General features: G+C 45.3%; 14 protein-coding genes. 6 read left to right on the top strand and 8 right to left on the bottom strand.

Annotated elements, in window-relative coordinates; translation table 11 throughout:
* The first annotated feature begins 55 nt into the window (after positions 1 to 55).
* Positions 56 to 733 (top strand): hypothetical protein, encoded by a 678-nt coding sequence (locus MJ612_RS09255; RefSeq protein ID WP_187033204.1) that lies wholly within the window; start codon positions 56 to 58, stop codon positions 731 to 733.
* On the opposite strand, the gene MJ612_RS09250 is transcribed toward MJ612_RS09255, so the two are convergent.
* Together MJ612_RS09250 and MJ612_RS09245 are read right to left on the bottom strand one after the other, a co-directional pair.
* On the bottom strand, positions 728 to 1,498 hold the full coding sequence (locus tag MJ612_RS09250; protein WP_187033203.1) for an ABC transporter permease: 771 nt from the start codon (positions 1,496 to 1,498) through the stop codon (positions 728 to 730). The two genes, MJ612_RS09255 and MJ612_RS09250, sit on opposite strands and share 6 nt — an antisense overlap.
* Positions 1,499 to 1,503: 5 nt before the next feature.
* Positions 1,504 to 2,418 carry an ABC transporter ATP-binding protein gene (locus MJ612_RS09245; protein ID WP_250419107.1) on the bottom strand — a complete coding sequence of 305 codons (915 nt, stop codon included), beginning with the start codon at positions 2,416 to 2,418 and terminating at the stop codon, positions 1,504 to 1,506.
* Between the two features lie 224 nt (positions 2,419 to 2,642).
* On the opposite strand from MJ612_RS09245, the gene MJ612_RS09240 reads away from it, so the two are divergent.
* From MJ612_RS09240 to MJ612_RS09225, 4 genes are all read left to right on the top strand, one after another.
* On the top strand, positions 2,643 to 3,989 hold the full coding sequence (locus tag MJ612_RS09240; protein ID WP_187033202.1) for a TraB/GumN family protein: 1,347 nt from the start codon (positions 2,643 to 2,645) through the stop codon (positions 3,987 to 3,989).
* Between the two features lie 107 nt (positions 3,990 to 4,096).
* Positions 4,097 to 4,696, top strand: coding sequence for a DUF3267 domain-containing protein (locus tag MJ612_RS09235; protein WP_187033201.1), 600 nt, complete (start codon positions 4,097 to 4,099; stop codon positions 4,694 to 4,696).
* A gap of 50 nt (positions 4,697 to 4,746) precedes the next feature.
* Entirely contained in the window at positions 4,747 to 5,535 is a 789-nt protein-coding gene (locus MJ612_RS09230) for a PhzF family phenazine biosynthesis protein (RefSeq protein WP_187033200.1), read from the top strand.
* Positions 5,536 to 5,706: 171 nt separating this feature from the next.
* Entirely contained in the window at positions 5,707 to 7,029 is a 1,323-nt protein-coding gene (locus MJ612_RS09225) for a hypothetical protein (protein ID WP_250419106.1), read from the top strand.
* A gap of 79 nt (positions 7,030 to 7,108) precedes the next feature.
* Here MJ612_RS09225 and MJ612_RS09220 read toward each other — a convergent pair whose 3' ends face one another.
* The 6 genes from MJ612_RS09220 to MJ612_RS09195 form a co-directional block, all read right to left on the bottom strand.
* Positions 7,109 to 7,561: a DUF421 domain-containing protein gene (locus tag MJ612_RS09220; protein ID WP_187033199.1), complete on the bottom strand. Its 453-nt coding sequence runs from the start codon at positions 7,559 to 7,561 to the stop codon at positions 7,109 to 7,111.
* Between the two features lie 14 nt (positions 7,562 to 7,575).
* A complete protein-coding gene (locus tag MJ612_RS09215; RefSeq protein WP_187033198.1) occupies positions 7,576 to 8,079 on the bottom strand; it encodes a hypothetical protein in 504 nt (167 codons plus the stop codon).
* Between the two features lie 101 nt (positions 8,080 to 8,180).
* Positions 8,181 to 9,455 carry a hypothetical protein gene (locus MJ612_RS09210; protein ID WP_187033197.1) on the bottom strand — a complete coding sequence of 425 codons (1,275 nt, stop codon included), beginning with the start codon at positions 9,453 to 9,455 and terminating at the stop codon, positions 8,181 to 8,183.
* A 147-nt stretch (positions 9,456 to 9,602) separates the two neighbouring features.
* Positions 9,603 to 11,354, bottom strand: coding sequence for a M14 family zinc carboxypeptidase (locus MJ612_RS09205; RefSeq protein ID WP_187033196.1), 1,752 nt, complete (start codon positions 11,352 to 11,354; stop codon positions 9,603 to 9,605).
* A 164-nt stretch (positions 11,355 to 11,518) separates the two neighbouring features.
* Positions 11,519 to 11,959, bottom strand: coding sequence for a DoxX family protein (locus MJ612_RS09200; RefSeq protein ID WP_187033195.1), 441 nt, complete (start codon positions 11,957 to 11,959; stop codon positions 11,519 to 11,521).
* Positions 11,960 to 11,998: 39 nt separating this feature from the next.
* Positions 11,999 to 12,619, bottom strand: a complete 621-nt coding sequence (locus MJ612_RS09195) for a mechanosensitive ion channel protein MscS (protein WP_187033194.1) — start codon at positions 12,617 to 12,619, stop codon at positions 11,999 to 12,001.
* 120 nt (positions 12,620 to 12,739) lie between these two features.
* Here MJ612_RS09195 and surE point away from each other — a divergent pair, with 120 nt between their 5' ends.
* Positions 12,740 to 13,516, top strand: a complete 777-nt coding sequence (gene surE / locus MJ612_RS09190) for a 5'/3'-nucleotidase SurE (RefSeq protein WP_187033193.1) — start codon at positions 12,740 to 12,742, stop codon at positions 13,514 to 13,516.
* The last annotated feature ends 41 nt before the right edge of the window (positions 13,517 to 13,557 follow it).

Raw genomic sequence — 13,557 nt, 5'->3', positions numbered from 1 at the left:
GTATAAAAAGTATAGGCAGTGTGTAGCATAAACCCTTAAAAGGAAAGGACAGCCTATGAAATGTTTTTTAACTTACAGATCATTGAAGCTGACAGGTGTAGGACTACTTTTCAGCTTCACCCTTTGCGCCCAGCACAGGCAGGATATTGATATTCAGGAATGGGCAAAAGGAATTGTTACACTTACCACCGGTGATGTATTGGAAGGCAAGATCACCTATTACCGTACCCAGGATATTATTTCAGTATCGAATGAAGACGGCACACTAAGTACGCTCTCGCCGGTAAACGTGGCCCAGTTCGAAGTATCGGATGAACTCAGCAACCGGAGCCACATATTTAAATCTATTTTCTGGGACCAGGGCAAAGACTATACAGATTTCAAAAAGCCTACTTTTTTCGAGCAGCTGAACCAGGGAAAAGCCACCCTGCTGATGCGGGAAAGCTACAATAAGAAAACAGTAGACCCTTACCTGGCATCTTCTATGGATGGCAATACTTATGATCCGTTAGGTTATCCGTTAAGCGGAGAGTATTATGACCAGATAAAGCCCAAATTCTATATTCTTCAACCTGATGGCGAAATTGTTAAGCTAACAAATATCCGAAAAGACTTCCTGAGCTACTGCGGCAAACATGCCTCCGTTGTGAAAGCCTATGCCCGAAAGCAGAAACTCAGTTTTGATCTGCCGCAGGAATTTATGGCTATAGTTAATTACTATAACAACTTATAGATCTCTTATTTTAAGTATAAGGTAGCAGAACAGCAGAAACAAGCCGGTATATAATAACGATGGTAACGTAGCCATCGCAGGAGAAAGCTGCTCTATAGGGGAGGTAAGTTGCCCGAACAGCTCCTGACCAGGCATAGGAGTTAGGCTATCCAGGGCTTTCATCGGGAAATACTTATCTATGTGGTCAGGTAACTTAAAGTGGATAAGTGGCTCAACAATTTTGGTATAGGCAATAAACGCAATAATGGCCAACCCGCTTTTCCGGATAAAGAATGCAAAAAGCATAGCCAGTACCATATAAGCCACAGCCTGCACAAAGTAGTAGGAGAGATAATCTATCTGGCTGAACATGGCATTTATGCTTGTGTTTGAACTATAAAGTAAGCCAAAGTATAACCCAAGCGCCAGCAGAAACACTGTACTGAAAACTGCCAAAGCCAGTACAACATAAAATTTGCTCAGCACTACTTCAGCCCTTGAAAGGCCATCAATTACCTCTTGCCTTACAGTGCGGTAGCTGTATTCGTCGGTTACAAGCACAATAACCAGTATGCCCAGCAACAGATTAAAGAAATGGGCCACATATGTCAGGCGCATCCACAAGCCAGGGAACTGGTATGTTTCATTACCCAACGCTTTACCATTTATCTCAACACTTGTGCTTGTGTAAAGTATAAGCACCAGCAGGAGCACATAAACAGCCAGTATAACCCAGAAAGTACGGTAAGGGAATATTTTGCGAAACTCGGTTCGGAGTAAGTTCATCAGCGTTAGGATTTGATAATCTCAAGAAACTGTTTTTCCAGGCTTTTGCGGCGACCCACCAACTGCGAGAGCACAATGCCCTGGGCAAACATGTCGCGGTTAAGGTCGGTGCTGGTATAGCCATCCTGCAAGGTCAGGCTTATATATTCCTTCTCTTGGCTGAACTGGGTAATGTACGGCAGGCGCTCCAGTAACTGGAGAACTGGAGCAAGTTCATTAGCACTGATAAGTAATTGTTCTTTAGCAGATAGAATAGTATTTACAGGTCCATTTGTTACCAGTTTGCCTGTGCGCAGCACGGCTACATGTGTACATACTTTTTCAACTTCATCAAGCAGGTGGCTGGCAAGTATAATGGTTTTACCCTGGGCTGCAATCCGAAGTATAAGGTCGCGCACTTCGGCTATACCTTGTGGGTCGAGGCCGTTGGTTGGCTCGTCCAGCACCAGCACTTCCGGGTTGTTTAGCATGGCAGCGGCCAGGGCTAAACGTTGCTTCATCCCCAGCGAGAAGCCTTTAAAAGTGGTGTGGCTGCGTGTACCCAACCCTACCAGGTCCAGCATTTTGTTAATGTTATGGTGTCCGACACCTTTATTATCGGCTACCACCTGCAGGTTATGTTTGGCAGTAAGGTATGGGTAAAAATTAGGGGTTTCAAGTATAGCCCCTACACGTTGCTTTGTTGCTTTGCTGATACCTTCGCCAAACCACGAAAAACTGCCACTGCTGGGGCGAATCACATCAAGCACCATGCCCAGCGTGGTTGTTTTACCACTGCCGTTAGGGCCAAGCAAGCCATAGATATTGCCTTCTTCTATTTGCAGGGTCAGGTTATCTACAGCTTTCAGGCTGCCATAATTTTTCGAGAGATTATCTATACTTAAAACGATAGCCACAATTATAGTTGGTTTAGGATACACCTGTTTGCAGGCTTAACAAATATAGCTTTTTTGTTTTTATATGAGCTATTCAAAAGCTATACAGACAAAGACAGGCTTCATAAATAAAAAAATCAGCGCTGCTGCAACTAAAGCAGTTTATACTTCATCTTTTGTAATATCCTGAAAATAATTTGGCTTAAAGCAATGCCTGATGATGCTGGATATACCCGCTGCAACTGTTCCATCTACTAACTATAAAACTTATGAAAAAATTTTTATTAAGCTTCTTAGGCTTTGCTACAGCCCTGAGTTGCTTTTCACAGGGTAATGCTGACTGTGCCACCTATTCTCATGATGTAAGTATAACTCCTGGTTTTGAGCTTACAGCAAACACCATCACCTCTAAAAAAGGGCATTACGATATGTCGTGGATAGATGAGGCGGCAAGGGGGAAACGGGTGGTAATGATCGGCGAGAATCATTGGATGAATGCAGTGCATCGTACGGCACGTGACCTGGTCTTTCACCTGAATACCATTGATGATTTTCCGGTGCTGGTAAAAGAAGTGCCTTACTCTACTACCCCGTTCGTGAATGCCTATATTAACTGCAAATCTGATACCTGTGATAAAGTGCTTGATGTGCTGAAGCCATACTTTGGCAGCAAGGAAGAGCTTGATTTTCTGAAGGAAGTGCAACAGTGGAACACTAACCACCCGGAAAAGAAGATAACCATTGTTTGCTCTGATTTTGAACAGGAATTCAATTTCTCGCTCCGCAATGTTTTCAGTCCATTCTTTACGCAGCAGGGCCATAAGAATTTCCGTGATAAAGTTATCAGTTTCAAGAACAACACAGTAGCACTGATCGGGTATATGGACTCGCTGGCCCATGAGGCACCGGCCAGGTTTCATGTAAAAGACAGGCCCTATTTAAATAAGCAGTTTGTATTAAATGTGCTAGATAACCTTTCAGCTTTTGACCAGGCTTCTACAGCTTTTAGGGTATATAAAGAGATGGGAATGAGCGAAAGTGAAGCTTTTGCAATGCGTGAGAAAGCGCGAACAAGAGCCATTATCAACAACCTGACAGATGATAGTAAGTTCGGGAAGCTACTCAGAAGAGACAAATTTATACTTTGGGGTGGGGCAGACCATACACGAACCTATCAGCTTACGAACGACAACTTTCATAAATATGAAGGCTGGTTTCTGGCAAATGAATATGGTATCACTCGAAACAAAGTACTCTCTATCCGGATCACGAACCTGAGCTATAGTATACCTGATCAATATTTTACCAACGACAGCTACCTGAACGGTACAGGGCAATTTGCCCGACTGGTAGAAGCCTATAAAAGATGTAATGAGGGGCAACAAAAACAGGTATATAAAATGATTGAAGAACAAACTGATGTAATTAACGCTGTCCGTTTTGCTTTTAAACTTAATAAAGATCAACCGGTGTGGTTTGAGGGTAACGAACAAATGAAGAAACTGCTTCGAAAATCCAGAAAACTAAAAGATGATGCACAATTGAAGCGCTTCTATTCGCATGATTACGTGATCGTGCTGCCATCTTCGAACTTATATGCCTGGAGTAACAGCTAATAAGTATACAGCACATCTAGTAATTAATAAAATGTAACCTGAAGGATGCCGGCAGCTGCATTGGTGCAGCCACAACTATAAATATTTGTTGTTATATTTGGTTACACATGATAAACCAGATAGAAGATAGCAGCAAGTATACAAAACAGGAGCTAACCGTTAGTGCTGCAAAAGCCAACGTGTTAGCCCTGTTCTTTATACTCCCCCTGTTACTAATTTTTATACCTGCTTATGTATGGCTGTGGCCAGAGCAGTTTGAGTTCCAGAACATCAAAAGCTTTTACGGGGAGCACAAGCTTACCATGTTGCTTTACCCTTTGTTTATTTTCCTGATCATGATTCCGGGGGCAGTGGTGCACGAACTGTTGCATGGATTTACCTGGGCAGCCTTTTGCAAAAACGGATTGAAGTCGATAAAGTATGGTGTGCACTGGAAAATGCTTACTCCGTATTGCCACTGCAAAGAAGTGCTGCCCCTAAGGCCTTACATACTTGGCGGCATGATGCCGGGCCTGGTAATGGGCGTGCTGCCAACTATAGCCGGGCTTATACTTGGCAGCATCAACGTATTTTTGTTCGGGCTACTGTTTACCATAGCTGCCGGCGGCGATATGCTTATACTTTGGATGCTGCGCCATACCAGTAAACACGACCTGGTACAGGACCACCCGGAACTGATTGGTTGTATTGTGTACCGGAAAGTATAACTTATACTCTTACTCAAATAACTATAAACTAATAACCAATAACTATAATTGTGGCAAAGATAAAACTATACCAGATAGACGCTTTTACAGATAAAGTATTTGGCGGAAACCCGGCTGCTGTTTGCGTGCTGGATGCGTGGCTCGATGACAAGACCATGCAACAGATAGGCGCAGAGAACAATCTGGCCGAAACTGCTTTTGTAGTGAAGACCGGTGATGATTACGAGATACGCTGGTTTACACCAACCGTGGAAGTAGACCTTTGCGGGCACGCTACACTGGCGGCAGCTTACGTGCTGTTTACGTATTACAACCACCTAACCGATGTAATAAACCTGCACTCGCACAGAAGCGGTTTGTTGCGTGTGCAGCGTCGCGCCGATACCCTTACACTGGATTTTCCGACGGATGTATTTGAGGCCACTGAAACACCGGAAGCTCTGGTAGAGGCCTTCGGAAAAGCTCCACGGGAAACCTACAAAGGCAAAACAGATTACCTGCTGATATTTGAATCAGAGGATGATGTGGCAGGCTTTAACCCGGATACTAACCTTATAAATTCAGTAGAAGCACGCGGTGTCATTGTTTCGGCACCTGGTAAAGGGGTTGATTTTGTATCCCGGTTTTTCTGCCCGCAGGTAGGCATTGTTGAGGATCCGGTAACTGGTTCTGCTCATACCACACTTACTCCCTATTGGAGCCAGCGCCTGAGCAAACAGGTGATGACGGCAAAGCAGCTATCTAAAAGGCAAGGCAACCTGACTTGCGAGTATCTGGGAAAGAGGGTGAAGATCACAGGGAAAGCTGTAACCTACTTAACAGGCGAAATAGAAGTATAAATAACGCATAGCCATTCGCAGCGTGCCTAGCTCATGCGAGTGGCTATATTTTCTGCAGATCAATAGTTATACCTGGTAGATACATTCCCGGGCTAAGTATAACTTCCCGACCTATACTTTCCATCCTGCCCAAACAAGTATAACTTGCTTTAAAACTATACTTACCCTTACATGCAAACTCTGAAAAAAACGCTGCTATTACTTGTACTGCTTACCGCCACCTGGGCCTGTACAGCTACTAAAACCGAAACAGAAAAAACGGAGGTGGCTACCATGGACCAACTTGCCGAGCGCTACGTTAAAACCCTTCTTAAACTGGGCCAGTACGACAGTGATATTGTAGATGCTTACTACGGTCCGGAAGAGTGGAAACCAACAGGTGAACCTGCCGATACACTTCCTGCGGATGAATTTTTAACTGAGTTTAAAGCCATACAACAGCAACTGAACCTACAGGATACCACTAACCTGCCTGCAGATGAGAAACGCCGTGTAGCTATGTTCAAAAAACAGATCATCGCGGCTATTACCAAAGTAGAGATGATGCAGGGTAAGAAGTATGGTTTTGACGAAGAGGCCAGGCTGCTTTACGATGCTGTACCGCCACATTACGAACTTTCGCACTTCGAGGCCATACTTTCTGACATCGACAAGCAATTGCCGGGCAAAGGAAGTATAACGGAACGTTGGGATGCTTACCGCGCTAAATTTGAAATACCTAAAGCCAGACTAGATACTGTATTCAGAGCTGCCATAGCCGAAGCCCGCACCCGTACCAAAGCACATTATACTTTACCAGAACAGGAAAACTTTAAATTGGAGTTTGTTACAGACAAAGCCTGGTCTGGGTACAACTACTATAAAGGCAAAGGCTATAGTTTGATTCAGATAAACACCGATTTTCCGATCTACATTGAACGCGCCGTGGACCTGGCCTCGCATGAAGGTTACCCGGGACACCACGTGTTTAATGTGCTGTTGGAGCAGAACTTAGTAGATAAAAAAGGCTGGAAGGAATATTCGATCTACCCGCTGTTCAGCCCGCAAAGCCTGATTGCCGAGGGTAGCGCCAACTATGGCATTGAGGTGGCTTTCCCGGCCGGCGACCGCATGAAGTTTGAGAAAGAAGTGCTCTTCCCGCTGGCTGGTTTAAATGCATCTGAAGCCGACCGCTACTATACTATACTTGAAAAAATTGGCCAGCTGGATTTTGCCGGTAACGAAGCAGCAAGGTTATACTTAGATGGCAAAATAACCCGTGAGCAGGCCGCTGACATGCTGGTGAAGTATAACTTGTACCCAAAAGACAAAGCGCTGCAGCGTACCCGCTTTATGGATAAGTATAGAAGCTATGTGATAAACTATAACCTGGGTAAGCAACTGGTACGCAACTATATCGAAGGTAATGGAGGCACAGAAAATAACCCGGACAAGCGCTGGGAGCTCTTCGGAGAACTACTCTCTAACCCCAACACGGCATCTATGCTTAAATAAGACTATACCTGTACTATAAACTATAAAAGCCACCGGCACAGGTGGCTTTTATGTTATAAAATCGTGTGGAGCTTATAGCTTAGCTTTCTTCTTCCTGCGGAATGATCGTGATCCTGCCGTTCTTTTCCAGTATAGCGTATTTTATCTGGTCTAGTCGCTGCAGGCCTTTCAGGTCTCTCGCCGATTCAAGTATATCAGCTTCGTCTACACGCTCTTTACGCATTCGGTCGCGTAGCAGCCTGCCATTATCCAGTATGATCAGTGGGCCACCATCTACCAGTTTTTCTATAGGCATGAACTTTTGTTTTAGCAAGGAGATGAATATATCCAGCACGATCAGAGTCATGATGAGCAACAGCCCGTTGGTAAGCGAAAAATCATCTCCTAACAGAGCCTGCTGTGTAGTTTCTGCAATTATAAGCAATAACACAAAATCGAATACGGTGGCATCGTACAAAGTTCTCTTCCCGCTTACCCTGAAAATGATCAGCAGAAAAATGTATACAATTGCCCCTCTTATAATAGTATCCATAGTTTAAGTTCAGATTAAGGGTATACAAACTGTGATAACGTAACGGTATCGTTATTCGGGCCACGTACAACAATGTTTAGAGTACCAGTATGCATAGGTTTAGTATAGAACATTATGTGGCTCTCTGGTTGGCTTACCTGGAAAGTATAGGTTATCCCTTCAGGGCCTACCTGCACTGTTTCCGGCTCCGGCACCACCTGTTCTACCCGAATATTTTCATAAAACTCTTTACTGAAGAAAACACTTGGATTTGCTGATGGAATGTTAACTAGGTTTACTTTCATCTCACCTGATACTTCATTTCTTAAAAAACGCTCATATTCTATTTCCATACTTTGCGAGGCAGTAGCAGCTTTCATTTTGTTGATACCTGGTGCTCCGCCACGGCCGGTAAAGCCCAGTAACGCTGCAATCAGGATCAGCAGCATAATGACCCAGCTGAAACGCTGTATGATCCAGGTCCTCCGCTCAAGGGCCATGTCTTCGTCTATTTCCAGTTCATTATTATGCTTTTTCATAATGTTTGAATATAGTAATATGCCGTTAAACGTAGGACAGTACAGATAGTTGAACTATAGGTAAATAGGAGATTGATAAGAAATAGGAGAGTGGGTTGTAGTTATTTGTGCCAGTCAGCCATATGAGTGGCGTGGGTATGCAGGTATGCTCCGGGCTTGAAAAATTGGTCATAAAACTCCAGGTCCAGGTGGTGCGCCTGCAGGTACATAATCACAAACATCGAAGGGACTGTTCCGGGAAATTTGCCAAATGTGTCGTAGATATACTGCGCCTGTAACGCCACACACTCCCTAAAATCTTCAGAGTGCACTTCCGCTGCGCCGCGTACTTTTGCAGATTCCTTCCAGGGACCGGGCGTGCGTATATTAAACGGCCCGCCTTTGCCAAATTTCCGTTCGCAGACCGCATCTACTGCTGCACGCATATTCGGGTAATGTGGCGGGCAATAGCCTTCCATTATACTTTGCAGTCCGGTCGGGTTGGGGTATGGCCACTGTTCGTTTGTATCGTACCTGAAGCCTAAGCCAGGCACAGCCGGATTGCCGCTCGCGCCTAGCATGCTGAATGGGTCGATGCCATTAAACATCCAGCCGCCCAGTCCCATTGCCTGCAGCATCAGGGCACCGGCATAGCAACTTGTACTTAACTCAGCAGTCAGTTCGGCCATTGACCATTGTTCTATAAAAGTAATCGGCCAAACACTACCTGGGTCATACAAATGACTATACTTTTCAATTCCCGGAACAGATCGTTTATGGATGTCATCGGTGAGCACAAGACCGTTCTGGAGCATATAGCATAAGGCAAGCAACACATGCTGCGACAGATCGCCAACAGGTATAACCAGTAACGTTCCGGGCTTATTTACTACCCAGGTATTGTGGGCTTCGATGTAAGGTACTTCGCAAGGTATGCCTAAACGTCCATCCTGTATTTTCGTGATCTGGCCTTTTAAAGCATTTAGCACCGCATTCAAGTCAAGGTTTCCAGCTTCGTCACGCTCGGCACTGGCAGGCGCGTCGCGGTTATTTAGCACGTAAACACCTTCATCATCGGTAAAAAAGGTCATGCTGGTATGGAAGCCGGCCGCTGAAGGAAAGGTGCGACCACCGGCAGCAGCGGCATAGTTTGAAAGGTGCGGGGCATACCGTTGTGCCCGGAAGATCATATGATGCCAGCTGGTATTACCGGCACATGCCCCTAGTACAAGCAGCTTTTCCAGTTCTGACAGCGGTACCGGCTCATGCCTGGACTTATAAGTAAATACACCATCGGGGATCTCGGCACCCATAAAAAAGCGGCGCGACCGGCGACCCAGCAGTGCTTCTACCAGCCCAAAGTCTATCATCTTCTGAAAGCCGTGCGGTAATTCCATAGGTATAAACTATAGTATAATTTATACTTGGGTAGTGGGCTATGGTTTGGCTGTTGGCTAAGTATAAACTCTGCCTGCTAAGTTTTGGGCTGAAAACAAAAAAGCCACCTGTTAAGGTGGCTTTTATACTTTAGCATAATCTATACTTTACAGAGGCAGCTTTACGTCCTGCATCAGTCGTCCTACGGGGTACATGTTGTGTGTAAACTCGTAGTGCGGGGTATTGCGGTAAACGAAGTCCAGCTGCGCACGCCCATTCTTTGCAAACTCAGGGTCCTTCTTTTTACGCTCTTCCAGTTGCTCCCGCAGTTTCGGGTTTTGCTTCAGGTATTCTGCTGCCAGGTCTTCGAACACGTAGCTGGAAAAGTACTCTTTCTGCATCAGGATTGAATCGAAGAAGTTCCAGGCGAAGTAGGAGTCTACACCCTGTGGCTCGAGCACTTCAACTAAAAAACGATTGGCTTCCTGGTTCAGGTATACCACATAATCTCCTTTCAGAAACTGGCGCTTTAGGGTACGCGGCTCAACTTTTACATCGGTGTGCAGGTAATGGCCTTCGTAAGCGCGCTGGCCGGTTTTATAGTCTGTAATGTAGTAGGTGTCTACCGTTATAGTTGTATCACGGGTTAGTTGCTGCATCTCTACCTTGTTAGTCTTCAGTCGATCAATAACCTCGTGCCAGGCAAAAGGTATAATGTAGGCTACCGGCTTCTGTACAGTAGTGGTAGGTTTAAAAGTATTATAGTAGTTGATGTTCTTGCTGTATGGTGCTTTGCGGTCGTAGTACAGGCGTTCTGTTCCGCTCACTTCACTCGTTTTATACTTGGCGGCATATCCCATAAAAGGAATCTTATCAACTTTGGTGGTATCGAGCTCCCAGTTAAGGGCGAAGTTCTGCTGCTGCAGGGTTTCCTGTTTGGCTTTGGCGCGTAATTTCCCGATCTCGTCAGCATCGCGGTGTACTGTTTCAATCATGTTTTCCATCAGCTTGTAGGTAGCTTTTACACGCTGGTCGAAAGGCTTTAGCATGTGGGTTTCCGGCACAAAACCGAGTGTGTTATAAAGCGTAGTATACCCTGTTGCATAGCGTGGCGATTCCATAAAGCCGATTATACCTTCATCTGGCGTATCGCCTGCATGGTTCATATAAGGTACCATCGGAAATTTATCCTGTTTCATGCCACTATAAAGAGTGGGTACCATCTTCTCGTTCAGGTACTTTGCCAGAGTTGGGTTCAGTTTGTTGTGCTGCGTAGCGATCAGCGTCATCACGTGCTGGTAATCGGCTCCGTTTGAAGTATGATTATCCATAAACACATCGGGGTCCCAGTCGCGGAATACCAGGTGAAATAGCTTAGCGTTTCGGGAATCTGTTTTAATATAGTCGCGGTTCAGGTCCAGGTTACGGGAGTTGCCACGAAAACCGTATTCTTCCGGTCCGTTCTGGTTGGTGCGGGTATGGCTGTTTCGGTTTAGCGCACCGCCAATGTTGTAAACAGGAATAATGGCCAGCACCACGTTATCCAGCTGTTTGCGCTTGTTCTTGTCCTGCAGGTAGTCGCGGGCCAGCATCATGGTCGCATCTATACCTTCCGGCTCCCCTGGGTGTATGCCATTCTGTATCAGCAGCACACGCTTGTTCTTGTTTTTAACAGAAGCAGGGTCAAAATCCTTATCCGTAGAAACTATGACCAGGTGCAGCATACGACCTGAATCGGTATACCCGTAAGGCACCATTTTTACCTCATCATATGCCTTATCAAAATTTTTGTACCAGTTTATGGTTTCGTCGTAGGTGGCGGTAGTGTTGCCGTTTCCTTTTTCGTAAGGTGTTTTCAGGTCAGTTTTATCGGGTGTGCCTGTCGTTAGCAGCGCAGCTAAAAGTAGCGTGGTTAACATTGGTAAGTATAGCTTGTAATGTTGAGACTGTAATTTAAAGGATTTTCAGGGAGAAAACCATTGTGTTCTAAGTAAGGCAATTGAAGAATCAGTAAATAAAAAACTCCTGCCATACAAAAGCTATACTTGTGTGTGGCAGGAGTTATACTTTATATCGGAGGGTGTTAGTAAATTCTGCGGTCTTTTTTACCCGGGAAAATAGCTTTATCCAGGCTATACTTGCCGGGGCCGATAAATAGAAGCGAAAAGAAAAGAATGGCAGCTTCCAGTGAATGAGAATAACCACCAAAGCCATCCCCTTCTGACATGTGCCGTGCGGTAGCTACCAGCATAGTGATTACCAGCAGTGCACAGGCGATACGGAAAAAGAACCCGAACATGATCAGGAAACCGCCCACTACTTCGGCGAAGCCAGCCATAAAACCCCAGAACACCGGTGCAAAATCAATGCCCATCATTTCCATAGTTTTACCTATCTGTTCCCACTTTTCGGGTCCGCCGGTAAGCTTGGGCCAGCCATGAATAACAAACATTAAACCGATACCGATGCGTAGTATCAGCAGACCAAGATCTTTATACTTGTAACGGGAGCGAAGTAGTGCCATTCAGCAATAATACTAATTCACTTTAAATATTGCAAACTACTAATATACAAGAATGGCTTTAACCGGAGTATTGGCTGGTACAGTGGCAGGAGTAAGACGAGCGCGCTGGTTGGCAGGAATCTGTGCCGTTTCTAAAACAAATGTCATTCCACCGTCTTTTGCAACTGCTACTAGTCCGCCATCAGCCAGTGTTACAGTGCTTATCGGGTGTATGTTCTGTACTTCGCTGTAAGTGGAGCCAACATGTACTCCCTTAGCTGTTTTATATAAATCTGATTGTACATTAAGCCGCCAGACATTACAGTCCTGCTTACATTGCTGCTCTACAAGTATACCTTTTGTTTGCTGGTCCGGCTTTATAATATAGGCTGTTGCCTGCATTCCTTCCTGCTGCAACGTGGTGTCTGTTATAGTAAAACCGGCAGGTATGGCCTGGCGCATCTGTTCTATATTCTGACCTATAGTTATAAAGCCGACACGGTCTGGCGCAATCTGTAGTTGTTCAGCTGTAGGGGTTATATTTTGCTCTGTTATTTCAGTAGCGGATTGCTCAGGGGTAGTGCCGGCCGTTTCTCCTTCTCCGCTCTTATCGTTCTGCGAGAGACAGGCGGCCATGCCCACCCCCAGCAGTATTGCGTAAAATATGTTTTTGATAATCATAGCTTCAGTATTCGGGTATTAAAAGATTGTTAAACCTTGATGACCTGCATCGGGTTGTCGTATATTAGCACGAAAAACAAATTCGTTTATTTTGTTCTACATCAACTAAAAATAATAAAAATGGCTAAACCACTGATTCTCATTTCGAACGACGATGGCATAACGGCTCCGGGCATACGCACTTTGGTTGAGGTAGCCATGAAGGTAGGAGAGGTAGTAGTGGTTGCACCGGACGGGCCTCAGTCAGGAATGGGACATGCCATTACAATTGGTAACACGCTGCGCCTGGATAAATCCATTGCTTTTGATGACCTGGGTATAGAAGCCTATGAATGCTCCGGCACCCCGGCAGATTGCGTGAAACTGGCCAAGCACCATGTACTGAAAGACCGCAAACCTGACCTGGTAGTAAGCGGCATTAACCACGGCTCTAACTCAAGTATAAGCGTATTATATTCCGGCACTATGTCAGCGGCTATTGAGGCTGCCATAGAAGGCCTGCCAGCTATTGGCTTCTCGCTTTGTGATTATGGCCACGAAGCAGATTTTTCGCATACCGAGCCTTTTGTGGAGCAGATCATCCGCCAGGCACTCAAAAACCCGATCCCGGAAAATACAGCCCTGAATGTGAACTTCCCGAAGAAAAGCGATGAAGAAATAAAAGGTATAAAGATCTGCCGGCAGGCACATGCCAAGTGGCAGGAAGAGTTTGATGAGCGACTAGACCCACGTAACCGCCGCTACTTCTGGATGACAGGCAGCTTTGTAAACCACGACAAAGGAGAAGATACCGACGAATGGGCTATTGTGAACAACTATGTTTCAGTGGTGCCATGCCAGTACGATATGACTGCCTACCACGCTATTTCCATCCTTAACAACGACTGGGAGTTTTAGTCAGGCTATACTTCATAAAAAAGCCCGCTGCTATACTTTGG

This window comes from Pontibacter deserti, from assembly GCF_023630255.1.
GTDB lineage: Bacteria > Bacteroidota > Bacteroidia > Cytophagales > Hymenobacteraceae > Pontibacter > Pontibacter deserti.
This window is presented reverse-complemented; position numbering and strand designations above follow the sequence as displayed.